Annotated in this window: 25 protein-coding genes; 9 read left to right on the forward strand and 16 right to left on the reverse strand. The window is 68.9% G+C overall.

Translation table 11 applies throughout. The features are described from left to right. Positions 1 to 21: 21 nt before the first annotated feature. From glmM to ASF60_RS10365, 6 genes are all read right to left on the reverse strand, one after another. Complete coding sequence (glmM, locus tag ASF60_RS10340; RefSeq protein ID WP_056184059.1) at positions 22 to 1365, reverse strand: phosphoglucosamine mutase; 1344 nt, start codon at positions 1363 to 1365, stop codon at positions 22 to 24. Positions 1366 to 1603: 238 nt separating this feature from the next. Next, on the reverse strand, positions 1604 to 3520 hold the full coding sequence (ftsH, locus tag ASF60_RS10345; RefSeq protein WP_056184061.1) for an ATP-dependent zinc metalloprotease FtsH: 1917 nt from the start codon (positions 3518 to 3520) through the stop codon (positions 1604 to 1606). Positions 3521 to 3747: 227 nt separating this feature from the next. Then, complete coding sequence (gene tilS, locus ASF60_RS10350) at positions 3748 to 4713, reverse strand: tRNA lysidine(34) synthetase TilS (RefSeq protein WP_082507852.1); 966 nt, start codon at positions 4711 to 4713, stop codon at positions 3748 to 3750. Between the two features lie 56 nt (positions 4714 to 4769). Continuing rightward, positions 4770 to 5732, reverse strand: coding sequence for a tol-pal system protein YbgF (gene ybgF, locus ASF60_RS10355; RefSeq protein WP_056184066.1), 963 nt, complete (start codon positions 5730 to 5732; stop codon positions 4770 to 4772). Between the two features lie 203 nt (positions 5733 to 5935). Beyond that, on the reverse strand, positions 5936 to 6457 hold the full coding sequence (gene pal / locus ASF60_RS10360) for a peptidoglycan-associated lipoprotein Pal (RefSeq protein ID WP_056184345.1): 522 nt from the start codon (positions 6455 to 6457) through the stop codon (positions 5936 to 5938). Between the two features lie 378 nt (positions 6458 to 6835). After that, a complete protein-coding gene (locus ASF60_RS10365) occupies positions 6836 to 7225 on the reverse strand; it encodes an Hpt domain-containing protein (protein WP_082507853.1) in 390 nt (129 codons plus the stop codon). A gap of 146 nt (positions 7226 to 7371) precedes the next feature. Here ASF60_RS10365 and ASF60_RS10370 point away from each other — a divergent pair, with 146 nt between their 5' ends. Next, positions 7372 to 7797, forward strand: a complete 426-nt coding sequence (locus tag ASF60_RS10370; protein WP_082507854.1) for a response regulator — start codon at positions 7372 to 7374, stop codon at positions 7795 to 7797. A gap of 10 nt (positions 7798 to 7807) precedes the next feature. On the opposite strand, the gene ASF60_RS10375 is transcribed toward ASF60_RS10370, so the two are convergent. Further along, on the reverse strand, positions 7808 to 8779 hold the full coding sequence (locus tag ASF60_RS10375; RefSeq protein WP_244478386.1) for a WcbI family polysaccharide biosynthesis putative acetyltransferase: 972 nt from the start codon (positions 8777 to 8779) through the stop codon (positions 7808 to 7810). Positions 8780 to 8887: 108 nt separating this feature from the next. On the opposite strand from ASF60_RS10375, the gene ASF60_RS10380 reads away from it, so the two are divergent. Beyond that, on the forward strand, positions 8888 to 9937 hold the full coding sequence (locus tag ASF60_RS10380; RefSeq protein ID WP_056184348.1) for a GSCFA domain-containing protein: 1050 nt from the start codon (positions 8888 to 8890) through the stop codon (positions 9935 to 9937). Between the two features lie 31 nt (positions 9938 to 9968). Here ASF60_RS10380 and hemC read toward each other — a convergent pair whose 3' ends face one another. Further along, complete coding sequence (gene hemC, locus ASF60_RS10385) at positions 9969 to 10892, reverse strand: hydroxymethylbilane synthase (protein ID WP_056184069.1); 924 nt, start codon at positions 10890 to 10892, stop codon at positions 9969 to 9971. 253 nt (positions 10893 to 11145) lie between these two features. Between hemC and ASF60_RS10390 the strand changes: the two genes are divergently transcribed. Both ASF60_RS10390 and ASF60_RS10395 read left to right on the forward strand, forming a co-directional pair. Continuing rightward, positions 11146 to 11493 carry a hypothetical protein gene (locus ASF60_RS10390; RefSeq protein ID WP_056184072.1) on the forward strand — a complete coding sequence of 116 codons (348 nt, stop codon included), beginning with the start codon at positions 11146 to 11148 and terminating at the stop codon, positions 11491 to 11493. 59 nt (positions 11494 to 11552) lie between these two features. Next, complete coding sequence (locus tag ASF60_RS10395) at positions 11553 to 11981, forward strand: hypothetical protein (protein WP_056184074.1); 429 nt, start codon at positions 11553 to 11555, stop codon at positions 11979 to 11981. A 6-nt stretch (positions 11982 to 11987) separates the two neighbouring features. Here ASF60_RS10395 and ASF60_RS10400 read toward each other — a convergent pair whose 3' ends face one another. Further along, positions 11988 to 12287 (reverse strand): antibiotic biosynthesis monooxygenase family protein, encoded by a 300-nt coding sequence (locus ASF60_RS10400; protein ID WP_056184077.1) that lies wholly within the window; start codon positions 12285 to 12287, stop codon positions 11988 to 11990. Between the two features lie 33 nt (positions 12288 to 12320). Further along, the gene (locus tag ASF60_RS10405) at positions 12321 to 13187 is read right to left on the reverse strand and encodes a Kdo hydroxylase family protein (protein WP_056184080.1); all 867 of its coding nucleotides are present in this window, start codon (positions 13185 to 13187) and stop codon (positions 12321 to 12323) included. Between the two features lie 326 nt (positions 13188 to 13513). On the opposite strand from ASF60_RS10405, the gene ASF60_RS10410 reads away from it, so the two are divergent. Further along, entirely contained in the window at positions 13514 to 13981 is a 468-nt protein-coding gene (locus tag ASF60_RS10410) for a hypothetical protein (protein ID WP_056184082.1), read from the forward strand. Positions 13982 to 14036: 55 nt separating this feature from the next. Next, complete coding sequence (locus tag ASF60_RS10415; protein WP_056184084.1) at positions 14037 to 14354, forward strand: hypothetical protein; 318 nt, start codon at positions 14037 to 14039, stop codon at positions 14352 to 14354. Between the two features lie 72 nt (positions 14355 to 14426). Here the strand turns inward: ASF60_RS10415 and ASF60_RS10420 are convergent, their stop codons facing one another. Next, complete coding sequence (locus ASF60_RS10420; RefSeq protein ID WP_056184085.1) at positions 14427 to 14900, reverse strand: Hsp20 family protein; 474 nt, start codon at positions 14898 to 14900, stop codon at positions 14427 to 14429. A gap of 180 nt (positions 14901 to 15080) precedes the next feature. On the opposite strand from ASF60_RS10420, the gene ASF60_RS10425 reads away from it, so the two are divergent. Further along, positions 15081 to 16061 carry an alpha/beta fold hydrolase gene (locus ASF60_RS10425; RefSeq protein WP_056184087.1) on the forward strand — a complete coding sequence of 327 codons (981 nt, stop codon included), beginning with the start codon at positions 15081 to 15083 and terminating at the stop codon, positions 16059 to 16061. A gap of 3 nt (positions 16062 to 16064) precedes the next feature. Here ASF60_RS10425 and hisN read toward each other — a convergent pair whose 3' ends face one another. Both hisN and ASF60_RS10435 read right to left on the reverse strand, forming a co-directional pair. Then, positions 16065 to 16853 carry a histidinol-phosphatase gene (gene hisN, locus ASF60_RS10430; protein ID WP_056184090.1) on the reverse strand — a complete coding sequence of 263 codons (789 nt, stop codon included), beginning with the start codon at positions 16851 to 16853 and terminating at the stop codon, positions 16065 to 16067. A 148-nt stretch (positions 16854 to 17001) separates the two neighbouring features. Then, positions 17002 to 18975, reverse strand: a complete 1974-nt coding sequence (locus tag ASF60_RS10435) for an AI-2E family transporter (protein ID WP_056184091.1) — start codon at positions 18973 to 18975, stop codon at positions 17002 to 17004. A 589-nt stretch (positions 18976 to 19564) separates the two neighbouring features. Between ASF60_RS10435 and ASF60_RS26010 the strand changes: the two genes are divergently transcribed. Beyond that, positions 19565 to 20623 (forward strand): methyl-accepting chemotaxis protein, encoded by a 1059-nt coding sequence (locus ASF60_RS26010; protein WP_443136749.1) that lies wholly within the window; start codon positions 19565 to 19567, stop codon positions 20621 to 20623. A gap of 92 nt (positions 20624 to 20715) precedes the next feature. Here ASF60_RS26010 and pncB read toward each other — a convergent pair whose 3' ends face one another. From pncB to ASF60_RS10455, 3 genes are all read right to left on the reverse strand, one after another. Continuing rightward, positions 20716 to 22008 carry a nicotinate phosphoribosyltransferase gene (pncB, locus tag ASF60_RS10445; protein WP_056184095.1) on the reverse strand — a complete coding sequence of 431 codons (1293 nt, stop codon included), beginning with the start codon at positions 22006 to 22008 and terminating at the stop codon, positions 20716 to 20718. A 208-nt stretch (positions 22009 to 22216) separates the two neighbouring features. Beyond that, positions 22217 to 22720 carry a pyridoxamine 5'-phosphate oxidase family protein gene (locus tag ASF60_RS10450; RefSeq protein WP_056184098.1) on the reverse strand — a complete coding sequence of 168 codons (504 nt, stop codon included), beginning with the start codon at positions 22718 to 22720 and terminating at the stop codon, positions 22217 to 22219. 65 nt (positions 22721 to 22785) lie between these two features. Then, positions 22786 to 24105: a GGDEF domain-containing protein gene (locus ASF60_RS10455; protein WP_162241303.1), complete on the reverse strand. Its 1320-nt coding sequence runs from the start codon at positions 24103 to 24105 to the stop codon at positions 22786 to 22788. Between the two features lie 462 nt (positions 24106 to 24567). Between ASF60_RS10455 and ASF60_RS10460 the strand changes: the two genes are divergently transcribed. Next, positions 24568 to 25707, forward strand: a complete 1140-nt coding sequence (locus ASF60_RS10460) for an Mrp/NBP35 family ATP-binding protein (RefSeq protein ID WP_056184102.1) — start codon at positions 24568 to 24570, stop codon at positions 25705 to 25707. Position 25708: the final 1 nt, after the last annotated feature.

The following is a 25708-nucleotide window of genomic DNA, read 5'->3' on the forward strand; positions in this document are numbered from 1 at the left end:
TCGATCCCGGTATCGGACCTCTCAGGCCGCCGCCCTGGTCACCGCCTCCACGACCTCGTCGACCACCTCGGAGACGAGGCGCCGGTCGTCGCCCTCGGCCATGACGCGGATCACCGTCTCTGTGCCCGAGGGGCGGATGACGAGGCGCCCCGAATTGCCGAGGCGCTCGCGGGCCTGGGCGATGGCGGTGACCACCGAATCCGCCCGCAGAGGTTCGCCGGAGCGATAGCGCACGTTCTTGAGGATCTGCGGCAACGGCTCGAAGCAGTGGCAGACCTCGCTCACGGGGCGCTCCTGCCGCTTGACGACGCTGAGCAGCTGGAGAGCGGCCACGAGGCCATCTCCGGTGGTCGCGTAGTCTGACATGATGATGTGGCCGGATTGCTCGCCGCCGAGGTTGTAGCCGTGCTCGCGCATGTGCTCGAGCACGTAGCGGTCGCCCACGGCCGTGCGGGCGAGGTTAAGCCCGATCCCGCCAAGGTAACGCTCGAGGCCGAGGTTGGACATGATGGTCGCGACCAGGCCCGGCTGGGTCAGGCGATCGTCCTCCTTCCACGAGCGGGCGACCACCGCCATCAGCTGGTCTCCGTCGACCGATTGGCCCTTCTCGTCGACGATGAGGACACGGTCGGCGTCGCCGTCGAGGGCGATGCCGATATCGGCGCGCAGTTCCCGGACTTTGGCGGAGAGCGCGGCCGGTGCGGTCGATCCGACGTCGCGGTTGATGTTGAAGCCGTCCGGCTCGACACCGATGGCGATGACCTCCGCGCCGAGTTCCCACAGGGTCTCGGGCGCCACGCGGTAGGCCGCGCCATTGGCACAGTCGACCACGATCCTCAGGCCGTCGAGGGTGATGTTGCGCGGCAGCGAACGCTTGGCGAACTCGATGTAGCGGGCATGCACGCTCTCGATGCGCTTGGCGCGTCCGAGATCGCGCGAGCCTGCGAGACGCTTGTGCAACTCGCCGTCGATCAGGGCCTCGATCTCGTGCTCGACGTCGTCGTTGAGCTTGAACCCGTCCGGCCCGAACAGCTTGATGCCGTTATCCTCGAACGGGTTGTGCGAGGCCGAGATCATCACCCCGATATCGGCGCGCATGGAGCGGGTCAGCATCGCCACAGCCGGGGTGGGCATCGGCCCGAGCTGGAGCACGTCCATCCCCACAGAGGTGAAGCCGGCGATCAGGGCGGTCTCGATCATGTAGCCCGACAGGCGGGTATCCTTGCCGATCACGACGCGATGACGATGATCGCCGCGCTGAAACACCAGGCCGGCGGCCTGACCGACCTTGAGGGCGAGTTCCGGCGTGATGACGCCGTTGGCGCGGCCCCGGATACCATCCGTGCCGAAATACTTGCGCGCCATGATCTTCGCGTCCCGTTTCTAGTCTTGAGCCGAGGAGGCCAGCTCCGTTTCCGGACGCCGTTCTCCCAGCCTCATCGGAGATGATGCGTCAGGATCTATGCACCCGACAGCCTGAAGATCCAGTTGCGGGATCACGGGCGATAGAGGAACCCGAACCAGCATTCGTGGAGACTTGATACGAACGAGCCCGCCGGAGGCGGGCTCGTGGTGTCGGAGCGATCGGTTCGCGCGGTGGCGATCAGGCCTGGGGCTGCGGCTCCAGGCCGTCGCTGCCGCGGGGACGACCGCGACCCGTGGACGGGACCGACGACCCGCGCAGGGTGGTCGGACCATCGCCCGCATCGCGGATCGGCGGTCGGCCGGCGATGAGGTTCTTGATCTCATCGCCCGAGAGGGTCTCGTACTCGAGCAGCCCCTGCGCCAAGGCCTCGAGGTCGTCCTTGTGTTCACTGAGGATGCGGCGCGCCTCTTCCAGGCCGGTCTCGACGAGGCGACGAACTTCCGCGTCGATCTTCTGGGCGGTGGCTTCCGACACCGTCTGCTGCCGGCCCATCGACATGCCGAGGAAGACCTCGTCGTTGTTCTCGCCGTACGCAACGGTGCCAAGCTCGGGCGAGAATCCCCAGCGGGTGACCATCATGCGAGCGAGGCGGGTGGCCTGCTCGATGTCGGACTGAGCGCCCGATGTCACCTTGTCGGCGCCGAAGGTCATCTCTTCGGCGATACGTCCGCCCATCATGATGGCGAGGCGCGAGGTCATCTGCTCGAACGACATCGACAGTTTGTCACGCTCGGGCAGCTGCATGACCATGCCCAGCGCCCGGCCGCGCGGAATGATCGTCGCCTTGTGGACGGGATCGGTCGCCGGCACGTTGAAGGCCACGATGGCGTGGCCGCCCTCGTGATAGGCGGTCAGGCGCTTCTCGTCCTCGGTCATGACCAGGGTCCGCCGCTCGGCGCCCATCATCACCTTGTCCTTGGCGTCCTCGAACTCGTGCATCGTGACGATGCGCTTGCCGCGACGGGCGGCGAGCAGCGCCGACTCGTTGACCAGGTTCATCAGGTCGGCACCCGAGAAGCCCGGGGTGCCGCGGGCGATGACCTTGAGGTCGACATCCGGCGCCAGCGGCACTTTGCGGACGTGGACGCGCAGGATGCGCTCACGGCCGACGACGTCGGGATTCGGCACCATGATCTGGCGATCGAAACGGCCCGGTCGCAGCAGAGCGGGATCGAGCACGTCCGGCCGGTTGGTGGCCGCGATGATGATCACGCCCTCGTTGGCCTCGAAGCCGTCCATCTCGACCAGGAGCTGGTTCAGGGTCTGCTCACGCTCGTCATTGCCACCGCCGAGGCCGGCGCCGCGATGACGGCCGACCGCATCGATCTCGTCGATGAAGATGATGCAGGGGGCGTTCTTCTTGGCCTGCTCGAACATGTCGCGCACGCGGGATGCGCCGACACCGACGAACATCTCGACGAAGTCCGAGCCCGAGATGGTGAAGAACGGCACATTGGCCTCGCCCGCGACCGCCCGGGCGATCAGGGTCTTACCCGTACCAGGGGGACCGACGAGGAGCACGCCGCGCGGGATACGGCCACCGAGGCGCTGGAACTTCTGCGGGTCGCGCAGGAACTCCACGATCTCCTGCAGATCCTCCTTGGCCTCTTCGACGCCAGCGACGTCGTCGAAGCTGACGCGGCCGGAAGCCTCGGTCAGCAGCTTGGCCTTCGATTTGCCGAAACCCATGGCGCGCCCCGCGCCGGACTGCATCTGGCGGGACAGGAAGATCCAGGCGCCGATGAACACCAGGATCGGCAACCAGCTGACCAGCAACTGGATGAACCACGGCGTGTTGTCCGATGGCGGGCGCGCGGTGATCTGCACACCCTTGCTCTGGAGCTTCGAGACGAGGCTCGGATCATTCGGGGCGTAGGAGGTGAAGTTGCCGCCGCCCACATAGGTGCCGCTGACGTCCTGCCCGGAGATCACAACCGTCTGGATCTTGCCGGAATCGGCATCGTTCAGAAGCTGGCTGTAGGCGATCTCGGAGCCGCCACCGCGATGACCCGGGTTCTGGAACAGGGTCACGAGGGCGAGCACGAGCAGGAAGATGACGACCCACAAGGCGAAATTGCGGAAATTCGGGTTCATCGATCTTTCCCTGGAGGCGTCCGGGCCCGCCGCGCGAAATGGGGCGAGTCAATCCTGACGCTCGCTCCCAATGTAGGCAGCGAGTCACCCCTTGCCAAGTCGACGTGCCGGCCATGTCATGGACCCAGCCATGGGCACGCGGCCGCAGCGACGTAGCCATGGGCGTGAAGCGGCGACAAGGCCGTGTCCGAACCTTCGGGTGACAAGCCTAATGCTTCGACACAGTCCTAATGCTGCGACGCAGTCCCGTGTGTCCGGCGCGTCGGAGCCGGTCTCAGGACGAGATCACCGGTGCGGGTCACCTCGAACAGGGTCTCGCGCAGGGTCCGACGCAGAGGCGTGCCGCTGCGCAGCGCCGGAACCAGCCCGTCGAGGACCAGACGCTCCAGACGCTCCAGGCGCTCGCGGCCGACGGAATGGTCCCACGTCGCGGTAAGGCGGGTGACGGCCAAGCTCGCGACACGAAGAAGCACCGCTTCCGGCACGGCGCGCAGGGCGGTGCCGTCGAGACGGATCGTCCCCCCGGCCTGCGACGTCGTCGCAGCCGCGAAGACCGTGCCGGCCCACGCGGCCAGGGCGGCGTCGTCTCGGCCGCAGCGCTCCGCCAGGCGGCACAGGCGGTCGGTGCTCAGTCCCTCCCGGTCGAGGTCGGGCCGCAGGCGACGCAGGCGGGCGCGGGCGTAACGGTCGTCGCCGTTCGAGGGATCGCGGATGAAGGCCAGTCCCCGCGCCGCGCAGTAATCGACGAGGTCGGCTTTCGCGAGGCCCAGGAAGGGCCGCCCCAGGCGGATCGAGGAGGTCAGATCACGGGTCGGGCGCATGCCCGCGAGGCCGGCCGGGCCGCTCCCCGCCAGCAGCCGCATCAGGACCGTCTCCGCCTGATCGTCGCGGGTGTGGCCGGTCAGCACGAGGCCGACGCCGAGGGACTCGGCATGCGCCGCCAGGAGTTCGTAGCGCGCGGCGCGCGCCGCAGCCTGCACACCACTGGCCGGCTTCGGTCCGGTCCAGACCAGCGTCCGATGCGGCAGGCCGAGGGTCCGGGCGGCCATTGCCACCGCGGCAGCCTCGGCGGCGGAGTGCGGGCGAAGGCCGTGGTCGATGGTGGCGACGTGGAGCGGCGCGGCGGACCCGGCCCGCGCGGCCGCACCCATGAGAGCCGTCGAGTCCGGCCCGCCCGAGACCGCGAGCAGCACCGCCTCGGTGCCGAGCCAGGGCCGGATCGCGGCCTCGACCGTCTCCGGCGCGATGGTCAGGCGGCGCAGCGCGCGCGCTTCTGTTCGCGGCTCACGCCCTGGCGGACGCTGGCGCTGGCCGAGGGAAACTTCCGCTCCAGTTCCGCCAGGGTCGCGCAGGCCTGTTCGCGGGCGCCGAGCGCGTTGAGCGAGGCGCCGAGCTTCAGCATGGCGTCGGGCGCCTGGGCCGAACGGGCGTAATCGGTCGAGACCTTCAGGAACTGCTCGGCCGCCTCGCGATTGCGGTTGCGCTGCAGGTAGCTCTCGCCGAGCCAGTAGGTCGCGGCCGGTACCAGCGCATCACGCGGATGGGACTGGATGAACTGACGCAGGCCCATTTCGGCCTGCTCGTACTGACGCTGCAGGATGTAGGCGTAGGCGGTCTCGTAGTCGGCGCGGGCATCGCCCGTTCCGGTGGCGGCGACGCTGCCGGGCCGCGGCGGATTCGGCAGCGCGCCCGTGGTGGGAACCCGCGCCGGCGGCGTCAGGTCCACCGGGCCGCCGAGGCCGGGCGGGGTCAGGCCGGGCTCGTCGTCGTCGGAATCCACGACCGTCGGAGGCACGCTGCGCATGCGCGGCGCCTCGGCGACGGGCGCGGTCGGCGTCCCGAGCTGCATCGGGGCGCCGGGACGACCGGGGTTCTGGTCGGGATCGAAGGCGTCGCTGCGCTTCTGCGGCTTGGCCGCGGCCGGATTGGTGCCCGCCGGGGCGCTTGGGCGTCCGCCCTTCATCTCCTGAAGCCGGAACTCCACGTCCTCCTGGAACTTGCGGAGCTGCTCTTTGAGCTGGCGATTCTCGTATTGCAGCGTCTCGATCTGCCCGGCGGTCTGACGCGACTGATTCTCCAGCCGGTTGAGCCGGACCACGAAGTCCGACGCATCCTGCGCCTGGGACGGCACCGGAGATCCCGACAGCAGAAGTCCCGAGACGAGGCCCGTCGCGACAGCGAGGCGGGTTGCGCGGAGGAGGCGGGCAAGCATGGCGGTGGTTACCGGTGGTCAAAGGACGAGGGCGTTGTCCCGGGGACAGAACCCGTCCGATACCAAATGCCGTGCCGCACGGCAAAAATGCGGCCCGGTGCGGCCCGCCCGACCTGCCCGGCGATTTTTCGAAGCGTTGTGCCTTGGCGAATACGAGACCCCGTCGCCGCACGCGCGGCACGGCGACGGGGGCGTCCGGTGGCTTACGAACCGGCGCCCCGGTCGAGCACGGTGACGGCGCGGCGGTTCTGCGACCAGCACGAGATGTCGTTGCAGACCGCCACGGGACGCTCCTTGCCGTAGGAGACCGTGCGGATGCGTCCGCCCGCGATGCCGCGCGAGGCGAGATAATCCTTGACCGACTGGGCGCGCCGCTCGCCGAGCGAGAAGTTGTACTCGCGCGTGCCGCGCTCGTCGGCGTGGCCCTCGATCAGGAAGGTGTAGCGCGGGTAGCGCTGCAGCCAGTTCGCCTGCTTGTCGAGGGTGGCGGTGGCGGTGGAGGTCAGGTCGGTGGAGTCCGATTCGAAGAACACGCGGTCGCCGATGTTCACCACGAAGTCCTGGGCGCTGCCGGGCGTATTGGCGCCGCCGTTCAGGCCGCCGCCACCGGCACCGAACCCGGACGCGTCGGCGAGATCCTTGTCATTGGTACAGGCGGCGACGCTGAGAGCGGCGCAGAGGGCGGCCGCCAGCGGAAACACGCGGAAGCGCGCGGTCATGGACATGATCCTGTTCTCCTCGGGCAGTGCCGCCAAATCGATCATGATCGGGGCGACGGCGCCTCGTGGGGCCCCCTCGGGGCCGCATGGGCGGTTCTTAGGCGATCTCGGTTAAGCGAAGGTTCCGTCAACCTTGAGCAACCCTTTTCGAATCCGGCCAGATTGCTGGGATGCGGACCCGAGCGCGGCGCGGAAAGACCGGAGGTCGATCCGCGACGACAGGGTTCGGAATCGCGCGCGATTGCGGCATCGGCAGGACATCGGCAGCACATCGGCCGGGCCGCCACCGTTAAGGATCAGGTTGTTGCGCAGCGGCAACAGGTGGGACTGAACCTGAGGTGCCGCCGGGATCGTCCGATGCGATCCGTCTTCGTCTGAGTCGCGTCAGCGGCGATCCCGAAGGATCTCGATCGCCGCGATCGCGTTGGTGGCGGCCGCCTGTGCCGCCGCAAGCGGCCGCGTCAGGTCGGCGCCCTGCAGGCAGGCCCGTTCCATCTCGGCACAGCGGCCGGACAGTTCGTTGAAGCCGAGCGACCCGCTCACCGAGAGCAGCGTGTGGGCATCGTGGCCGAGGGTGGCCCGGTCCGAGGCCGGAGCCCGCAGGCGCTGGGCGATCTCCGTCCTGAGGCGGTCGAGCAGGTCCATCAGCCGCGGACGGCCGAAGATGCCTTCGAGTTCGGTCAGGGTCCCGGGATCGTAGACCGGGCGCATCGCAGCGACCGACCCGGACCGCGCCGGGGACGTCCCGGCTTCGGGGAGCGGATGATCCGGCATGGGGCGTTCCGAGAAGTCCTGTGGCCACGTTTTTGCCGAAGCCACGACGACGCCATAACCGCGACTTCGCCGAAACACTGCATCCGTTGATCGTCACTTAACCAATATCGGACCAAGTCGAGGGTGCAAAGCCTCTGGTGCGATCGATGCGACACCGTCACGTCCTCATGGTGGAGGACAACTACCTGCTCCTCGACATGCTCACTGGCCTCTGCGAGCGGAGCGGCATTGCCGTGGTGTCGGTTTCCAGCGGCGAGGCCGCAATCGCCGCGATCCGGCGGGCCGGGACCCAGCCTGCGAGTCCCGAGGGCGGGTTCGCTCTCCTCCTCACCGACATCAACCTGCCGGGCCTCATCGACGGCTGGACGGTCGCGGACGCCTTCCGGCAGTTCAATCCGGACTGCCCGGTGATCTACACCTCGACCAGCGGCTGCAGCGACCGGCGCGCCGTGCCGGACAGCGTCTTTCTCGGCAAACCGTTTCGCATCCAGGATGTGGTGGATCTGACCGGCGCTCTGATGCGGACGGGGCCGGCCGACCGGAGCGAGGACGCCCGCGCCGCGCTGGCCTGAGCCCCGGCGATCAGGCCCGAAAGATCGCCCGGACCGCCGGATCGGCCCGCCAGGCCTCGACGCGGGTGCACGCGAGCGCCGCCGGATCGTGCCGCCGATAGATCGCGAAACTCGCCGCGACGAACGCCGGAAGGTCGTAGAGCTTCGGGAAGGCCGCGCCGCGGGCCTTGTCCTTGAACACCATCGTTCCCGGCAGGCCGTAGCGCGCGGCCAAATCCGGATAGAGCGGCCAGACGACGTCGGCGGCGAGTTCGTCGGGCAGGTAATCCTCCACCGGCACGTCGACCGGCGCGAGCCCGGCTTCGCTGGCGAGGCGGCGGGCGATGTCGGCGAGCACGAAGAGCTTGGGGTGGTTGAGCACATGCATGAAGCAGCCGCGGCGCGACCACCGGGCAAGATCCGCCTCCAGCGGAAAGACCATGTCGCGGCCGCCGCCGAGGAGGTAGGCCGCCGCCTCGTTCCAGGCCTCGTAATACCCGAGCTGCGCGTAGGTGGAGTCCCGGAACAGGGCCACGGTGTCCGCCGGACTCAGGCCCTCGAGATAGGCGCACAGGATGATGGCCGAGTGGTAGGGGCCGACCGGCGAGCGCACGAGGTGCGCTGCGGAGAGCGCGCCGACATCGCCGACATGGACCATGTCGGGGTGGTAGCCGGGAAACAGAATGGTGGGGAACAGGCGGACGCGTGGGTCGCCCTCCGCCAGGGCGTGGACGTTGCCGCCCTCGACGAAGCCCGTGGGGAAGAACTGCGTGAAGACGTGATCGAAAGCGTCCAGGTGAGTGCGCAGGCGATCGAGGGTTCCGTAGTGCCGGGTGAGACGCCCCAGGGGGATCAGCGCGACGCGAGCGGTCGGGACCAGCAGCTGCAGCGCCTGGGCGACCCCTTCGGCCTGGCAATTTCCCAGCACGGCGAGGCGCGGACCGGTGCGGGTCGGATCGACGGAGGGGGCCGCCCTGCGCCATGCTCCCGCCCAGGATCTCAACGATGAGACCGAGCGCGCCAGGGGTGCGACCCGCGCCGCGAGGGAACCCGACGGAGTGGTGGTGCGCGGCAGATGCGTGAGCGATCGGATGGAGATGCCGCCGTGGTGATGAACCCTTACGCCGATCTACCGGCCGAGCGATTCTGGCGCAAGGTGGTGGCCGGGGTGCCACCCTTCGCCCTCGCCCCGGGGCCGTCGGAGCGCTTCACCATCGCGCGAGACGCCCGGGTGGCGACGGCCGGCTCGTGCTTCGCCCAGCACGTCGCCCGCGCCCTGACCGAGGCCGGCTTCGGGCATTACCTCGCCGAGACGGCGCCCGAGGGGCTGGCCCCCGACATCGCGGCCGACCGGCAATACGGCACCTATTCGGCCCGGTACGGCAACGTCTACACCGCCCGCCAATTGCTGCAGCTCTTCGATCGCGCTTACGGGACCTACGCACCGGCCCTCGCGGCCTGGACGCGCCCGGACGGGCGCCTCGTGGACCCGTTCCGTCCGGGCATCGAACCGGACGGCTTTCCCGATCCGGAGGCCCTGGAGGCGGCGCGCGCGACGCATCTCGCCGCGGTGCGGGCGATGTTCGAGACCCTGGACGTCTTCGTCTTCACCCTCGGGCTGACCGAGGGCTGGATGCACCGGCCGGACGGCGCGATGCTGCCCGTCGCTCCCGGCGTCATCGGCGGCAGCTTCGACCCGGAGACCTACGCCTTCGTGAATGCGCGGGCGGGCGACGTGCGCGACGACATGCTGGCTTTCCTCGCGCGCCTGTTCGCAGTGAACCCGGGCGCGCGGGTGATCCTCACGGTGTCGCCGGTGCCGCTGATCGCCACCTATGCCGACCGGCACGTGCTGGTCTCGAACACCTACAGCAAGGCGGCGTTGCGGGTCGCCGCCGAGGAGATCGTCGCGGCCGAGCCGCGCGCCGTCTACTTCCCCGCCTACGAGATCGTCACCAGCACTGCCAATGCCGGCCGCTACTATGCCGACGATCTGCGCTCGGTCACGCCGGTCGCGGTGGCGCACGTGATGCGGGTCTTCCTGGAGGCCTTCACCGAAGCCGGAACGGCCCCTGCCCTCACCCATCCGCTCGGCCTCGAATACGTGCGCGCCGCTGGCATCGTCTGCGACGAGGAGGCGATCGAACGCAGCCTCGTCTGAAGGGCGTCCGGGACCTTCGAAGGCCCCGTTCCTACTGAAGATGCCGCGCGTAGGTGTCGCCCGCCGCGCGCTTCAGTTCGGCGCCGGCCTCGCGGCCGATCCGAGCCGCATCGGCGACCGGTCCGGCGCGCTGCACGCCCCAATGGGCGCTGCCGTCGGGCAGGAACAGCAGACCGTCGAGGGCCAGTGTATCGCCGGCGATCCGGGCCAGCGCCGCGATCGGCGTCCGGCACGACCCATCGAGTTCGGCCAGAAGGCCGCGTTCGGCATCCAGCTCGGCGGTGGCGCGGGCGGAGACCAGGGGGGTGAGGAGGGCGCGCACCTCGGCATCCGCCTCGCGGCACTCGATGCCGAGTGCGCCCTGGGCCACGGCCGGAAGCATCTCGCCGACGTCGAGGACGCTGCGCGCCATGTCCGCCATGCCGAGGCGTTCCAGGCCGCAGAGCGCCAGCAGGGTGGCGTCGCAGGTGCCCTCCTCCAACTTGCGCATCCGGGTGTTGGCGTTGCCGCGCAGGGGTACGATCCGCAGGTCGGGCCGCCGCATCAGCACCTGGGCCGCGCGGCGCAGGGAGGAGGTCCCCACCCGGGCGCCGGGGGCGAGATCGGCGAAGCCGGCGGCGCGCGGCGACAGGAACGCGTCGCGCGGGTCGTCGCGTTCCAGGATGCAGGCGATGACGAGCCCGTCCGGCAACCAGGTCTCGACATCCTTCATCGAATGCACGGCGACGTCGACCACGTCGGCGTACAGCGCCTGTTCCAGTTCCTTGGTGAAGAGCCCCTTGCCGCCGATCTCCGACAGCGGACGGTCGAGGATGCGGTCCGCCACGGTGTTCACCACCACGATCTCGGTCTCGAGGCCGGGATTGGCGGCGACGATCTGGTCCCGGACCATCCCGGTCTGAGCCAGGGCCATCGGGCTTCCACGCGTGCCGATGCGCAGGGGGCGTTGGATCATGGGCGAGGATCGCTCGTGTAAGGGTCGACCGGTGGCGGCGCTGGGAACCGGTGGGACATGTCGGTCCCTAGGTACGCAGTCCGTGGCCGGATGTCACCGGAAACCGGTTCGAACGGTTCGATCCGGCAAGCATTCGGAAACCACAACCCGACGTTGTCGCAGTCCCCGGGCGGATGTTAGCCCGCCCTCGACGCAAGCTCGGGTATGACGGGGTCACAACGACGTTATCAGCCGGATCGGCGGATGCTTACCGATGAAGCGCAGCAAGCTCGAAGCCTATTACGTGGAGACCTTCGGCGCCCGCGAGGCCGAAGGGGACGATGAGCCCGATCACTCCGCCTCGCCGAGGCGGCGCGACGTGCGTCCCGCCCGGAGACGGCGGAGCGGCTTCGGCGTCCTGCGCTTGTTCAAGCTCGCGCTGATGTTGGGGCCAATGTCGATCCTGCTCGGCGCGACCCTGCTGATGGATTGCCAGAGTGTCTCGCGCGGATCGTGGGTTCCCGAGATCCTGCGCAGTACGGCCTGCGCCCGACGCGATTTCGCCGGCCGGGTGCTCAACCTGGACGGCAACCTCCGCACCGTCGTGAACAGCATCCGGTAGAAATCGATGCGTCGAACCGGCCCTCGGGGTCTCGCCCGGCATCTTGAGAGGACGTCGCGATGAAGCTTCAATCCGGTGGCGTGCTCACCGACGATCCCTACGGGCTGCGGCCGGAAGCCGAGGACGCCACGGATCCCTACACCGCGCCGCCCACGGCCCGGTCCGGCGGGGCGCAACTCCGCGATACCCTTTATCGGCCCAGGCTGGTGCGGTCCTTCCACCGTGCCGCGCGCGAGGGCGAGGAAGCGGAGGTCCGCACCGTCACCCTCGGCTGGGTCGCGTCGCTCGTCCTCAACCTGTTCCTGCTCGCCGCGCCGTTCGGCCTCGTGCTCGCCCTGCCGCCGGTCCTGGCCTGCCGCGATCGGGAGGAGCAGTTCGGGTTCTTCGCCGGGGAAACCCTCACGAGCTGCAGCACCGCCGGCATTCGCGAGCGGGTCAGGAAGCTCGACGACCGCATCAAGATGCTGGTGCGTGGGTCCGGCCGCTAGACCGGCTCAGAACGCCTGGAGCGTCAGTTCGGTGTGCTCGACGCTCGGGGGCCCCTCGAAGCAGGGCGACACCATCGTCCGGTAATCCTTCCAGGCCTGGGAGCCGGTGAAGTCCACGGTGTGGTTCTCCAGGGTCTCCCATTCGATGAGCAGGCGGTAGCGCTGCGGCTTCTCGATGGAGCGACGGACCGCGAAGCTGCGACAGCCCTGGGCGGCCTTGAAGATCGCGGCGGCCTCGGCGATGCCGGCCTCGAACTCGGCCTCCAGGCCGGGCTTGACGTCGATCTGGGCGATTTCGAGGATCATGGGTCGGTCTCCGATCGTGAAAGGGCGTTGCGGTCAGCGTAAGGGGCGGCCGAGGGCCTTGGCGAGCAGGCGCTGCGGGCTGCGCTCGGGTCGGGCCTGATCGGCGACCGCGAGGTAGCCGGTCTGCTCCAGCATGTAACGGCCGCCCATGGCCCCGTGCATGACGAGGTCGGAAAAGGTCACCCAGGTCTGTCCGGGGGCGAAATGCACGTCGGCCTGCGGCGCCGTCTCCTGGTAGGTCATGTCCTGCTTCAGGGCGTCGTGCAGGTGGAGCATGAGGTGATCGTACTCGCTGCGCCGGGCCTTTGTGATCTTGAGCAGCGCCAGCATCCGGGCGGAGAGCGGCGAATAGCCCGGCAGCCGCGGCAGGAATTTCTCCGCCATCGCGGAAAAGTCCTCGCCGACGCGCCAGTGGCGCGGCTGCCCGTTGGGATTGATGTTGCGGAAGATGCGCAGGATGCGCTTCTCGCCGATCGGGTTCGACGGGAAGGCGTCCACATGCAGGCGGGTGTCGTCGCGGCGCCAGCTCAGCTTGCGCCGGTCGACGTCGAAGGGCCGGTACGTGGTGCCGGCCAGCGTGACCTTGCCGGCATAGGCCGGAAGATGCTCGGTGATCAGCGCCTCGGCGAAGGCTCGGTAGCGGATCAGGACCTGGCGCAGGGCCTCCTGCTCCTCCGGCGTGCCGGCGGCGCCCCTTAGGGTGGCGGCGGCGCCCCGGATGTTGACGTTCTTGGCCTTGCCGTCGGCGAAGGGCCGCTCGACGAAGCGCTGCTCGAAGGCGCTCAGCGGGAAGTCGAGATCCGGGAACATCAGGACCGCGCCGTTCTCCAGGGCATCCACCAGGGAAGGCGTACCAGGCGCCGGCCCGGTGCGCGAGACGGAAACGATCGGGCTGATCATCGGGCGGGATCCTCGAAAACCGCGGCAGGATCGGCGGTTTAGCCGAATGCCGCGCCGGTTGCCACGGGCGATCGCGGCGACCGGATCGGATAACCCGGGCGCGGGCTTCGAAGCGGAGCCGCCCGGCGCGGACCAGCAAGTTCCAGATGTCGGACCGCCGCTCCGGGTGCGAATACCGGTGGATGGCGCAGGTTGGTCGTTGTCAACGCGGTCGACGAGGCTCAACCCTCACCGTCTGTCCGGCGCAACCCTGGCGTTTCGGTCGCGTTGATAGAACAGCCGCGGTTCCGGCCTCACGGAACCCCGCGGCGATGAGGATGCCGACGATGGCGACGTTGAAGGAATTCGAGGAGTCCCTGCGCGAGCACGGCATGCACATGGCCCTCGCCCTGCTCGAACGTCTGCGGGAACGCGACCGGGCCACGCGCACGATCAAGCCGGCCCGCCGCCTCACCGGGCAGAAGATGACGCCGGACCTCGCCCGCGCGATCCTGGAACTGCACGCTTCCACCGGCATGACCCAGCAGGAGATCGCCTTCAAGGTCGGGGTCAATCAGGGCCGCGTCAACGAGGTGATCAAGCGCGGCAAGTGGCTCGACGACGATCCGCACGCGCCGGAAGCGATCGCCCGCGACCGGGCCAAGGCACGGCTGCGCGCCGATCCCCCGGCCCAGCGTCCCGCCGTCCAGCGCGCGGCAGCGAAGCCGGGAGCCAAACGCGCCAGGAGTGCCAAGCCGAATGCTCCCGCCCGGCGTCCTAGCCCGCAGGGTCAGCTGATCTTCGGCGACCTCTGACAGGCCGAACGGCTCGGACGGGGATCATCCGGACCATGAATCGCGTTCTCGCGGCATGAGCCGTTCCCGGACCCTTCGTGTCGTTTGCCTCGCAGGCGCGATCCTGACGATCGCCGGTCCGTCGCTGGCGCAGCGGCCCTCGACCACCGCCATGTCCTGTCGACAGGCGAAGGGATTGGTCGACCGCCAGGGCGGGCTCGTGCTCGGAACCGGCGGCCAGACCTATGACCGCTTCGTGCGTGACCGCAGCTTCTGCGAGATCACCGAGATCACGGTTCCGGCCTTCGTGCCGGCCGGCGACACGCCGCGCTGCTTCGTCGGCTATCGCTGCCGGGAGCCGAGTCGCGGGGACTGGCTCGACGACGGATTCTGAAAACCATGAAAGCGCCCCGGCCTTGCGGCCGGAGCGCCCTTCACCGCATCCTGTGTCGGAGCCGATCGCCGATCAGGCGGCCTGCTGGACGGCGCCCTTGATAACGGGGGCGTTGGACGCGCGGGTCGTCGCGATCTGAATCTGGCGTGGCTTCTTGGCTTCCGGAATCTCGCGAACCAAGTCGATGTGAAGGAGACCGTTCTCGAGAGCAGCGCCCGTCACCTGCACGTAGTCGGCAAGCTGGAACCGGCGCTCGAAGGCGCGGGCTGCGATGCCCTGGTGCAGAAACTCCGCCGGCTTGGACGGATCGGACTGACGCTCGCCCTTCAGAGTCAGCGCATTCTCCTTGACCTCGATCGACAGATCGGAGTCCGTGAAGCCGGCCACCGCCACGGTGATCCGGTAGGCGTTCTCGCCGGTGCGCTCGATATTGTAGGGCGGATAGGTCGGCGCCGCGTCGGCACTGACGAACTGGTCGAGGGCCGAGAACAGGCGGTCGAAACCGACAGTGGAACGATACAGGGGAGCAAGGTCGAACTGACGCATCACATATTCTCCATAGGAAGCAACATGCACAGTCTGGGTCCGCCCGAGGGCCGGACCAGTCGCACCGCCGTATTGGCCGGTGCCTCCGTGATATTGGCGCGGCTCTCCACGCTCGCAAGAGCCTCGACCAGCCCCGCACTCGAAATTTTTAAGCCCCTTTCCTGACGTGAGACGTCCGCGATGCTGACCCTGCGCTCCACCCCCGACAATCCCGTTCCGCCGGGCGGTGCCTTGAAGGCGGTGCGCACCGAGGACGGGATCGAATTGCGCGCCGCGCATTGGCGCCCCACCACCCGGTTGGTGAAGGGGACGGTCTGCCTGCTCCAGGGCCGGGCCGAGTTCATTGAGAAGTACTACGAGACCATCACCGACCTGCGCGGGCGCGGCTTCGCCGTCGTCGCCTTCGATTGGCGTGGACAGGGAGAGTCGCAGCGGCAGACCGACGATCCGCATCGGGGCCACGTTGCCCATTTCGACGATTACCGCCTCGACCTGAAGGCGATCGAGGAGGCGATCCTGCGCCCGTCGATGCCCCACCCGCATCTGGGTCTCGCCCATTCCATGGGCGGCGCCATCGCGCTGACCGGCGCCCATGACGGATGGCTGCCGTTCCGGCGCCTCGTCACGGTGGCGCCAATGCTGTCGATCCGCATGGTGCGCTGGCCCGCGGGCGCGGCGGTACTGGCCCGGCTCCTCCACGCGATCGGACGTGGGCGGGCCTATATCCCGTTCGGCTCGGCGGTCTCGATGGCCACGAAGCCGTACCGGAACAACCGCCTGTGCCAGGACCCGAAGCGCTATGCCCGCAATGCCGCCGCCGCACGCGACGTCGGCGCCGGCGCGGTGGGCGATCCGAGCATCGCCTGGCTCACCGGCGCCTTCCGGGCGATGAAGCGCCTCGCCGATCCGGCCGTTCCGGGACGCATCACCCTGCCGACCCTGATCATCGCCGCCGGCGCCGATCCGGTCTGCGGCACGCACATCACCGAGCGCTTCGCCCGCGGCCTCCGGGCCGGCCATATCCTGGTGCTGCCCGATGCCCGCCACGAGATCCTGTCGGAGCGGGACGCCATCCGCCAGGATTTCTGGGCCGGCTTCGATGCCTTCATGCCGGGCTCCGACACCTCCGAACCGATCGAGAAGGACCGGGTCGAGGCCTAAGCCTCAGGGGTTGAGGTGGCGCAGGGCCGCCTCGTGCAGCCGGCGGTCGCCGGCGGCGACGATGCGCCCGCCGCCCGTGGCGGGGCCGCCGTCCCAGGTCGTGACGATGCCGCCGGCCCCCTCGACGATCGGGATCAGGGCGACGATGTCGTAGGGCTTCAGGCCGGCCTCGACCACGAGGTCGATCTGCCCGGCCGCCAGCATGCAATAGGCGTAACAATCGGTGCCGTAGCGGGAGAGGCGCACCGCCTCTTCGAGGCCGAGGAAGCGCTCGCGCTCTTCGCCTTGCGCGAACAGGCGCGGGTCGGTGGTGGCGAGGATGGCCTGATCCAGGGCAGTGCCGCGCCGGGTCAGGAGCTGGCGCTCGCCGCGTGCCGAGCGCAGGCGGGCGCTGGCGCCGTCGCCGGAGAAGCGCTCGCCGAGATAGGGTTGGTGCATCAGTCCGCGCACGGCCGCACCGTGATGGGTCAGGCCGATCAGCGTGCCCCAGGTGGGCAGGCCCGAGAGGAAGGCGCGCGTCCCGTCGATGGGGTCGAGCACCCACACGCACTCGGCCTCCAGATTCTCCGAACCGAACTCTTCGCCGAGAATGCCGTGGGTCGGGAAATGACGGCGGATCATGCCGCGCATCGCCACCTCGGCGGCCCGGTCGGCCTCGGTCACGGGGTCGAAGGCGGCCCCGCCCCGCGCCTTGTCGTCCATGCCGAAGGCAGTCCGGAAGAACGGCAGGATCGCCTGCCCCGAGGCGTCCGCAAGATCGTCCATGAACCGCGCGAGATCGACCACACTCATCGGCCTGTCCTCCTTAGAAACGCGGCGCAGCGAAGCGGACCCGAGGGAGCATGGTCAAGTCCAAACATCGCCCCCGGAGAACCATGCCGGCGGCAGGGCTTCAGGGAGAGCTTCCGGCAGGGCTTCAGACAGGGCTTCCAGCAGGGCTTCAGGCGGGCATCGGCTGCACCCGGGCGAATTCGCCCTCCGGTTCCGGGGCCTTCGGCGCGGGAATGGCCTCGCCATGGGCGGCCGCCACCACCGCGTCCACGGCGGCGCGCAGCGAGGAGACGTGGATGTCGGCATCGACGGCCCGGCGCCGGGTCGCCTCGTCGAGACCGGCATCGTCGGCCTGCCACAGGCCGAGGACGAGCCGGGCGTCGGGCAGCGTCCGGCGCAGGCGCTCGGTCAGCCGGCGCAGGTGGGTCGGCTCGCCGCTGATCGCCATCGACACGATGCAGACGAGCTTGGCGGGACCGGGATCGAGGTCCGCGATCTTCGCGCGCGAAACGTCTGAGAACGGCACCACCCGGACGCCGATCCCGCGCTTGCCCAGCAGTTGCGCCAGGATCGCGCAGGCGGATTCGTCGACGAAGCTGCGTCCGGCCACGCACAGGACCGTGCCGGCGGGCCGCCACGTCTCCGGCACCGGCTCCGGGCGCGGCGCGTCCGGGTCGGCTTTGGCCTCGGTGTCGCCGCGCAAATCGTCGCGGTCCGCCATCTCCGCGATCAGGCCGCCGACGCTGGTGCGGATGTCGGTCTTCTGGTCCGTGGTGAGCACGCCGCGGGCCGCGTCCCGGGCCGCCAGTTCGAGGCCCTTCACCACCACCTCGTCGTAATAGGCGGTGAGCGAGCAGTTCTTCAGGATGAGGTCGGCATGCTCCTGCGCCTCCTCGGGGTCGTCGGCCAGGATGCGCTGGTAGAAGTTCTCCACCGGCGTCAGGGCCGGCCGGTCGCCGAACAGCACGTCGAGGAATTCGAGCTTGTCGACGTGGCGACCGAGAACCACCAGGCAGACCGTGAGCGGGGTCGAGAGCAGCAGGCCGACAGGTCCCCACAGCCAGGTCCAGAACAGAGCCGAGACTAGGACCGCGAAGGGCGACATGCCGGTCGACTGGCCGTAGAGCATCGGCTCGATGAAATGCCCGACCAGGGGCTCGAGGATCAGGAACAGGATCAGGGTTCCGATCACCATCGACCAGCCTGGGTCGACCGCGGCTGCGAGCGCGAGGGGGAACAGGGCCGAGACGAAGGCGCCCACGTAGGGCACGAAGCGCATCAGCGCCGAGAAGATGCCCCACAGGACCGGGTTCGGTACGCCGAGGATGTAGAGGCCGATGCCCACCACGAGGCCGAACGAGGCGTTCAGGGCGAGCTGGACCAGGAAGTAGCGGCTGAGGCGCTTGGCGGCATCGTCCATCGCCACGGTGGTGCGGTGGAGATCGCTGGACCCGGCCAGCCGGATCATCCGGTCGCGCAGGTCCTCGCGTTGCATCAGCAGGAAGAGCAGCACCACGAACACGATGCCGATGGTCGCCAGGGGATGCAGGATCGGCGAGAGCAGCGTGCCCGCCAGCGTCACCGGACCCGGTACGCGCTCCTTCACCTCGACCAGGATCGCCTTGTCGGGCGGGGCGGGATTGGCCTGGGGATTCGGCCCCGTGGACTTCACTTCGGGCTTCGGCTCCGGCTTCGCCTCCTCCTGGCTCTCGTGCATCGTCCGGCCGATGCTCGCGACGTAGCCGGCCAGGCGCCCGGCGGGGGTGTCGTTGAGGCCCTCGATCTTGCGCTCGATGGTGCTCCGGTAGCGCGGGACGTCCTTGGCGATGTCGGCGAGTTGGACGCCGATCAGGGTCGCCAGGGCTGCGGCAGTGCCGAGCGCGAGGACCACCGAGGTGGCGACAGACAGGAAGCGGCCGAAATGCCAGCGCCGCAGCAGGTTCACCAGTGGGCCGAGCACGAAGGAGAGCAGGATCGCGATGGCGATCGGGATCAGGACGTCGCGTCCGACATAGAGCCCGGCCATGATCAGGGCCGCGACGATCAACGGGGAGGTGAGAGCCTGGGGCGGCGTTGCGGCCGCCGCGATGCGTGTCGGTCGCGGAGGGACGAGGGACGGCTTTGGGGTCGATGTCAGGGCCATTCCGATTCCGGTTCTCGACGCAACGCGCGCGCTCCCGTCGACCGGGCTACGGCGATGAGAAGGCTGCCCGAAGAACGATGAGCTTGGCGAAAACGATCCCTCGGACCCGTTCGACTCGTCGCGAAACCGTGATCTCATGCGGAAGGCCTGCATCCGACGCATGACTGCGGGAGCGGTGCGCCTGTAAAGCACCTGTTCATGACAGGAGCGCCGGGACGGTTCGTCGATGATGGGCTGCCGATTTCGGAACGTGCGGGGCTCTTGCGTGATGAGCTGAAGATCTCACTCGGTAGCGACCGGACGAAATCTCAGGTTGTCGGGCGCTTTGTGCGATCGGACGCGGGAGCAACCGATTGGGGCAGCCGGATCGACGTTGTGACGGAGGCTGACATCTCTCCGTATCAAAATGAATATCGGTCTTCTGTATTTGGAAGAACGACACCGAGGCACAGTATCATCGCCGAAAAACAACGATAGATTGCCGTTTAAGGGAACGATAAACTTGTTCTCTTATCCCGTGTCGGAGGCTCGATGAGCGATCGACCAGGCAGAATGACTGGAGGCGGGTTTGTACGACGCGGCGATTGAGGTGGCCCCCGGATCGGATGCGTCCGACGCCACGAACCTTCGTGACATCGCGACGGAAATCGCCGCGCTGCAGCGCATCTCTTCCGACAAGAGCCGCCGCATCCAGGCGATCACCGGGCAGGTCAAGATTCTCGCGTTGAACGCCCTGATCGAGGCGGCGCGGGCCGGTGAGATGGGCCGGGGCTTCTCCGTGGTCGCGCAGGAGGTGCGGGCGATCGGTGCCGAGGTCGAGAGCGTCGCCAAGGCTCTCGAGGTCGAGCTGTCGAACCGCATCGCCGGCCTGCAGGTCCGGGTCAAAAGCTTCGCGGAGGAGTCGCAGACGACGCGGCTGATCGACCTGGCCCTGAATGCGGTCGAGTTGATCGACCGCAATCTCTATGAGCGGACCTGCGACGTGCGCTGGTGGGCGACGGATGCCGCGCTGGTCGCCTGCGCGGCGGCGCCGGCGCGCGCGACGTCCGATCACGCCACCGCCCGACTCGGCATCATTCTGGATGCCTACACGGTCTATCTCGACCTGTGGATCTGCGATCTCCAGGGCAAGGTCCTGGCCCATGGACGGCCGGACCGCTATCCCGACGTCGTGGGCCGCAATGTTGCCGATCAGGCGTGGTTCCAGCGTGCGGCCGCCCTCCCCGACGGCGACGCCTACGTGGCCGCCGACGTCATGTGTCAGCCGCTCCTGAACGGGGCGCAGGTCGCCACCTACTGCGCCAGCATCCGCCAGGAGGGCAACAGCCGGGCCGCGCCCATCGGCGTTCTGGCGATCCATTTTGACTGGCAGGCCCAGGCCCGCGCCATCGTCGAGGGCGTCCGCGTCGCCGACGAGGACCGGGCGCGGACCCGCGTCCTGCTGGTCGATGCCCGGCAGCGGGTGATCGCCGCTTCGGACGGGCGCGGCGTGCTGGAAGAAACCCTGCCGCTCGGCATCGCCGGACGGGACAGCGGTGCCGATCTCGACCCGCGGACCGGTCGCACCGTCGCCTTCCACCGCACCCCCGGCTACGAGACCTATGCGGGGCTGGGCTGGTACGGGGTGATCGTTCAATCCGCGACCTGAGGCGCGGGCTTGCGTCTCGAAGTCAGGTTCGCATTTCGGAGTCAGGCCCGCATCTGAGAGTCGGGCTTGCGTCTGGGAGTCGGGCTTGCGTCTCAGACCAGAACCGGCATCGCCGCCTGACCCTCGACGCCGAAGACCCGGGTGTAGCGGGCGATCGCCTCGGCCGGACCGATCGCCTTCGAGGGATTGTCCGAGATCTTCACGGTGGGCCGCCCGTCGGCGTCGATGACCTTGCAGACGATGGAGATCGGTTCGAGGCGGCCATCCGGCACCAGGCCGCGGAAGTCGTTGGTCAGAAGGGTGCCCCAGCCGTAGCCGATGCGCATCCGGCCGTGGAAATGGGCGTGGATCGCCTCGATGGTGTCGATGTCGAGCCCGTCGGAGAAGATCGCGAGTTTTTCGCGGGGGTCCGAGCCGCGCGAGTGCCACCAGGCGATGGCCTCCTCGCCGCCGGCGATCGGCTCCTTCGAGTCGATGCGGATGCCGGTCCAGGCGTTCATCCAGTCGGGGGCGTTCGCCAGGAAGCCCGTGGTCCCATAGGTGTCGGGCAGCATCACCAGCAGGTTGCCGGCGTAGTCCTGCTGCCAGTCGGCCAGCACGTCGTAGGGTGCGCGGGCCAAGCCCGCGTCGTCGTCGGCCAGGGCGGCGTAGACCATCGGCAGTTCGTGGGCGTTGGTGCCGACCGCCTCGACCTCGCGCCGCAGGGCGATGAGGCAGTTCGAGGTGCCGAGGAAGCGGTCGCCCAGGGCCTCGTGCATCGCCTCGACGCACCAGTCCTGCCACAGGAAGCCGTGGCGCCGGCGCGTGCCGAAATCCGCGATGGAGAGGCCGGGCAGGCGCTGCAGCCGCTCGATCTTCTCCCAGACCCGCGTCATGGCGCGGGCGTAGAGCACCTGCAGGTCGAGCTTGCCGAGATGGCGCACGACGCCGCGCGTACGCAACTCGTTGAGGATGGCGAGCGCCGGCACCTCCCACATGGTGGTTTCGAGCCAGGGGCCGTGGAAGGTCAGGACGTACTGCCCGTCTCGGGCTTCCAGCTCGTATTCGGGCAGCCGGAAGCCCTCGAGCCAATCCATGAAGTCGGCCGAGAACATCTGGCGCTGGCCGTAGAAGGTATTGCCGCGCAGCCAAGTCGACTCGCCCCGGCTCAAGCGGACCGAGCGGGCGTGATCGAGCTGCTCGCGCAACTCGCCCGCATCGACGAACTCGGCCAGGCGCACCTGCCGCGAGCGGTTCTGGATCCCGAAGGTGACGCGCGCGTCGCGATGGCGGCGAAAGATCGTCTGCGCCATCAGGAGCTTGTAGAAATCGGTGTCGAGCAGAGACCGGACGATCGGGTCGATCTTGAAGCTGTGATTGTACACCCGCGTGGCCAGATCGAGCATGGTTCGGATCACGGTCCCTGGCGCGGATCTCCGGCGTCTGCGCGCCGGAAGAGGCGCACGGCATCCGGCAACAAGTCAATCGTGCCCCGCACGGAGCAGGCATGAGGAGCGGCGCCGGGCGCGACGGGTGGGCGACCCTACGCCATCACGAAAAAGGGCGACGCGCCCCTCGGCACGCCGCCCGTTCTGGTCACGCCGGCGGATCCGCTCAGGCGAGATCGACCTTCTTGGTCTCGGTCTTCGGGGATTCACCGGTCAGCGCGGCTTTCACGTAGCCGTAGACGTGCAGCATCGTGGCGTTCGGGCTGTCCCAATACTCGCCCTTCTCGGGGTGCACGCGGATCAGGGCGACTTCCGGGTCGTCCTTGCCGTTCGGGAACCAGGTCTTCAGGCTCTCGCTCCACTTGTCGTCGATCGTCGCCTGCTCGGTGACGATCTCGGCCTTGCCGGCGATCGACACGTAGGTCTGGCTCGACGGGTCGGAATAGGCGAGGTTGATCTGGTTGTCCTTGCTGATCTCGGCCGTCTTGGGCGAATGCAGCTTGGTGAAGAACCACAGGTCGCCGTTCTCATCGGCTTCCTGGCACCACATCGGGCGGCTGTAGAGCTTCCCGTCCTGGTCGGCGGTGGTCATCATCGCGACCTTGACCTCCTTGATGAGGGCGAACAGCTTCTTGGCGCCCTCGTGGTCGCGGTGGTTGCCCTGGTGCATGGAATCGTCATCTCCAACTCGTCGAACGGCATCCCGGCGCGCTCGCACGCAACCGGATCGTGTCCTCAACGGGCGAGGGCGGCATTGGTTTCGGAGGCGAGCGCGGGGGGCTTGATCAGGGGGCCCACTTTGGTCGCCGAGGCCATCTTGGTCGGGGCCGCGGTCTGGTGCGTGACGCGCGGCGGCTGGCGGCGCATCGCCCCGAGCCGTCCGAGACGCCGGTCCTCCGGCATCATGGTGGCCCCGCCGATGTATCGCACCACGTGACAGTTTCGGCCGTGGCGCTTGGCTTCGTAGAGGGCGCCGTCCGCCTCGCGGAGAAGTTCGTCCGCCGACGTCGCCCGGCCCGACCCCGCCACCGCGATCCCGATGCTCACGGTGACGAGACCGTGGCCATCGCCGCGCCCGCCATGCGGGATGGCCAGCCCGGCGATGCCGGCCCGCAGCCGTCGCACCACGCGGTCGACCGCCCGGGCATCGCAGCCCCGCATGAGGATCGAGAATTCCTCGCCGCCGTAGCGCGCCACGCAATCGCGTCCGTTGCGCGTCTCGCCGGACAGGGATTCGGCGATCCGGCGCAGGCAGGCATCGCCTGCCGGATGGCCATAGGCGTCGTTGAAGCGCTTGAAGTGATCGACGTCGATCATCAGCAGGGCGATTCCGCGGGTTTCCCCGGCGGTGGCGGCCAGGGCGGAATCCAGGGCGCGGCGGTTGGCCAGGCCCGTCAGGGCGTCGGTTTCGGACAGGACGGTGAGCACCCGCCGGTCCTGCTCCAGGCCGGCCGAGCGCAGGATCTCGCGGAGCGAAACCAGGTAGGCCCGCCGCCGGACCCCTTCGATCTGGTGGTTGCCGTAGAGCACGAAGAAGCTGCCGGTCAGGGTCTGGAAGGCGAGGCAGAGGGCGAGGTCGGACGAGAGGTCCGAGCGCAGCCCGATGCTGGCGAAGGACGCCGCCGCGCTGAGGCCGGTGAGGATGAGAGCGTGCGGGAATCGCAGCACCAGCATCATGGTGGCGAACACCATCATCAGAGGATACTCGATGTAGCAGACGGCGCTCACCGTCTCGTGCTCGAGGCTGAACAGCAGGATCGGCACCGCCGTCACCAGCAGCATCGTGGCGGTGACCATGCGCTCGCGTCGCGGACCCGACATCCGGGTCACCGACCAGGCCAGCAGCAGGCCGATCGGCGTGACCAGCAGCAGTCTCAGGCCCATCGCCAGGGGCAGCATGCCGGGCATCAGCAGCGCCGTCGTGAGATTGTAGGCGTTGTGGAACACGAGACCGATCAGGATCGTGCGGCGCAGATGCAGCGCCCGCTCCCGGCCGGTGTCGATCTCGAAGCGGGCCGAGACGGGCCGCGAGAATCGCAGCAGCGTGCGGCTCATCGTCAGGTCGCCGTCGGCGACGTCACCGCGCGCGCGGACCTGCGAGCTCCGTACCGAAGTCGGAGACCGAAAACGCAACCAATGAAACACGAATGGGCGATCCTGAGAGGAGCGAGGCCGCCGTCCGGCGCCCTCCTTATGTGGCCTATCGAACGTTGCCGAGGGGCGGGTGGACGCAAAGTCCCCCTCGTCCCCTCGCCTCATGCCTAGCGAAATCTGAATGGAGTCTCCGAAACCCGGATCTTGGCGGATGATGCCGGCGCCCTCGTCCCGATCCGGCCAGCGCCCACCCGCGACCCGCGGTCTCGCCCCCGGGAGGCCGGGCAAGCCTTGCGCTCGGGCGGCGCCTGTGCTGTCGCATGGGTTCCCCGTGGATGGGACGGCCGCCGCCGGACGATCCGCGCTTCCCCGTTAGTCTCCCGCCCCAGCCGTTTCGGCCGGACGCGGTAAGGAGCCGGCCCCTTGGCGATCACCCGTGACGACGTCCTGAAGGTGCTCTCGACCGTGACCGTGGACGCGGCCGGGACCACCCTGCCGGCCTCCGGCCGCCTGTCGCAGGTGGTGGTGGATCCGACCAACCGGGTCATGTTCTCGATCCTGATCGACCCGAGCGAAGCCGAGCGGTTCGAGCCGATCCGGCGCCGGGCGGAGGGCGCGCTCCTGGCGACACCGGGCGTCTCCGGCGTGTTCGCGAGCCTGACCTCGGAGCGCGGCCCGAACCAATCGGCCCAGACGCCGCCGCCGTCCCAGCCCCCCGCCTCCGGTCGCGCAGCGGCGGCCCCGCCGCCTCGCACCGGCCCGGCCCTGCCGGGCGTCCGCCACATCGTCGCGGTCGCCTCCGGCAAGGGCGGCGTCGGCAAGTCCACCACGGCCTGCAACCTCGCCCTCGCGCTCGCCGCACAGGGCCTGAAGGTCGGTCTGCTCGATGCCGACATCTACGGACCCTCGGTGCCGAAGCTGTTCGGCCTGTCGGGCAAGCCCCGCGTCATCGAGGAGCGCCTGCTCGCCCCGATGGAGGGCTTCGGCATCAAGGTGATGTCGATCGGCTTCCTGATCGAACCCGAGACGGCGATGATCTGGCGCGGTCCGATGGTCCAATCCGCCATCACCCAGATGCTGCGCGAAGTCGCCTGGGGCGAACTCGACGTCCTGGTGGTCGATATGCCCCCCGGCACCGGCGATGCCCAGCTCACCATGGCGCAGGCGACGCCGCTTTCCGGCGCCGTCATCGTCTCGACGCCCCAGGATCTGGCCCTGATCGACGCCCGCCGGGGCGTCACCATGTTCCGTAAGGTCGCGGTGCCGATCCTCGGCGTCATCGAGAACATGGCGACCTTCATCTGCCCACATTGCGGCACTGCCTCGCACATCTTCGGGCATGGCGGCGCCCGCGCCGAGGCCGAGCGCCTGGAGGTGCCGTTCCTCGGCGAGGTGCCGCTGAACATGACCATCCGCGAGACCTCCGATGCCGGCCGCCCCGTGGTGGCGGTGGACCCGGACGGGCCGCACGCGCAGGTCTATCGCGGCATCGCCGCCAAGCTCTGGGCCAACCTGACCGGCGGCCCGGCCCCGCGCGCGGCCCCCCGCATCGTCATCGAGTAGG

The sequence above is a fragment of the Methylobacterium sp. Leaf113 genome, from assembly GCF_001423325.1.
Taxonomy (GTDB): domain Bacteria; phylum Pseudomonadota; class Alphaproteobacteria; order Rhizobiales; family Beijerinckiaceae; genus Methylobacterium.

Excerpts from the sequence above, each read along its gene's own strand:
- glmM (WP_056184059.1), bottom strand. The coding sequence starts at position 1,365 with ATGGCGCGCAAGTATTTCGGCACGGATGGTATCCGGGGCCGCGCCAAC.
- ftsH (WP_056184061.1), bottom strand. The coding sequence starts at position 3,520 with ATGAACCCGAATTTCCGCAATTTCGCCTTGTGGGTCGTCATCTTCCTG.
- ybgF (WP_056184066.1), bottom strand. The coding sequence starts at position 5,732 with ATGCTTGCCCGCCTCCTCCGCGCAACCCGCCTCGCTGTCGCGACGGGC.
- pal (WP_056184345.1), bottom strand. The coding sequence starts at position 6,457 with ATGTCCATGACCGCGCGCTTCCGCGTGTTTCCGCTGGCGGCCGCCCTC.
- ASF60_RS10365 (WP_082507853.1), bottom strand. The coding sequence starts at position 7,225 with ATGCCGGATCATCCGCTCCCCGAAGCCGGGACGTCCCCGGCGCGGTCC.
- ASF60_RS10370 (WP_082507854.1), top strand. The coding sequence starts at position 7,372 with ATGCGACACCGTCACGTCCTCATGGTGGAGGACAACTACCTGCTCCTC.
- ASF60_RS10380 (WP_056184348.1), top strand. The coding sequence starts at position 8,888 with ATGAACCCTTACGCCGATCTACCGGCCGAGCGATTCTGGCGCAAGGTG.
- hemC (WP_056184069.1), bottom strand. The coding sequence starts at position 10,892 with ATGATCCAACGCCCCCTGCGCATCGGCACGCGTGGAAGCCCGATGGCC.
- ASF60_RS10390 (WP_056184072.1), top strand. The coding sequence starts at position 11,146 with ATGAAGCGCAGCAAGCTCGAAGCCTATTACGTGGAGACCTTCGGCGCC.
- ASF60_RS10395 (WP_056184074.1), top strand. The coding sequence starts at position 11,553 with ATGAAGCTTCAATCCGGTGGCGTGCTCACCGACGATCCCTACGGGCTG.
- ASF60_RS10400 (WP_056184077.1), bottom strand. The coding sequence starts at position 12,287 with ATGATCCTCGAAATCGCCCAGATCGACGTCAAGCCCGGCCTGGAGGCC.
- ASF60_RS10405 (WP_056184080.1), bottom strand. The coding sequence starts at position 13,187 with ATGATCAGCCCGATCGTTTCCGTCTCGCGCACCGGGCCGGCGCCTGGT.
- ASF60_RS10410 (WP_056184082.1), top strand. The coding sequence starts at position 13,514 with ATGGCGACGTTGAAGGAATTCGAGGAGTCCCTGCGCGAGCACGGCATG.
- ASF60_RS10415 (WP_056184084.1), top strand. The coding sequence starts at position 14,037 with ATGAGCCGTTCCCGGACCCTTCGTGTCGTTTGCCTCGCAGGCGCGATC.
- ASF60_RS10420 (WP_056184085.1), bottom strand. The coding sequence starts at position 14,900 with ATGCGTCAGTTCGACCTTGCTCCCCTGTATCGTTCCACTGTCGGTTTC.
- ASF60_RS10425 (WP_056184087.1), top strand. The coding sequence starts at position 15,081 with ATGCTGACCCTGCGCTCCACCCCCGACAATCCCGTTCCGCCGGGCGGT.
- hisN (WP_056184090.1), bottom strand. The coding sequence starts at position 16,853 with ATGAGTGTGGTCGATCTCGCGCGGTTCATGGACGATCTTGCGGACGCC.
- ASF60_RS10435 (WP_056184091.1), bottom strand. The coding sequence starts at position 18,975 with ATGGCCCTGACATCGACCCCAAAGCCGTCCCTCGTCCCTCCGCGACCG.
- pncB (WP_056184095.1), bottom strand. The coding sequence starts at position 22,008 with ATGCTCGATCTGGCCACGCGGGTGTACAATCACAGCTTCAAGATCGAC.
- ASF60_RS10450 (WP_056184098.1), bottom strand. The coding sequence starts at position 22,720 with ATGCACCAGGGCAACCACCGCGACCACGAGGGCGCCAAGAAGCTGTTC.
- ASF60_RS10455 (WP_162241303.1), bottom strand. The coding sequence starts at position 24,105 with ATGAGCCGCACGCTGCTGCGATTCTCGCGGCCCGTCTCGGCCCGCTTC.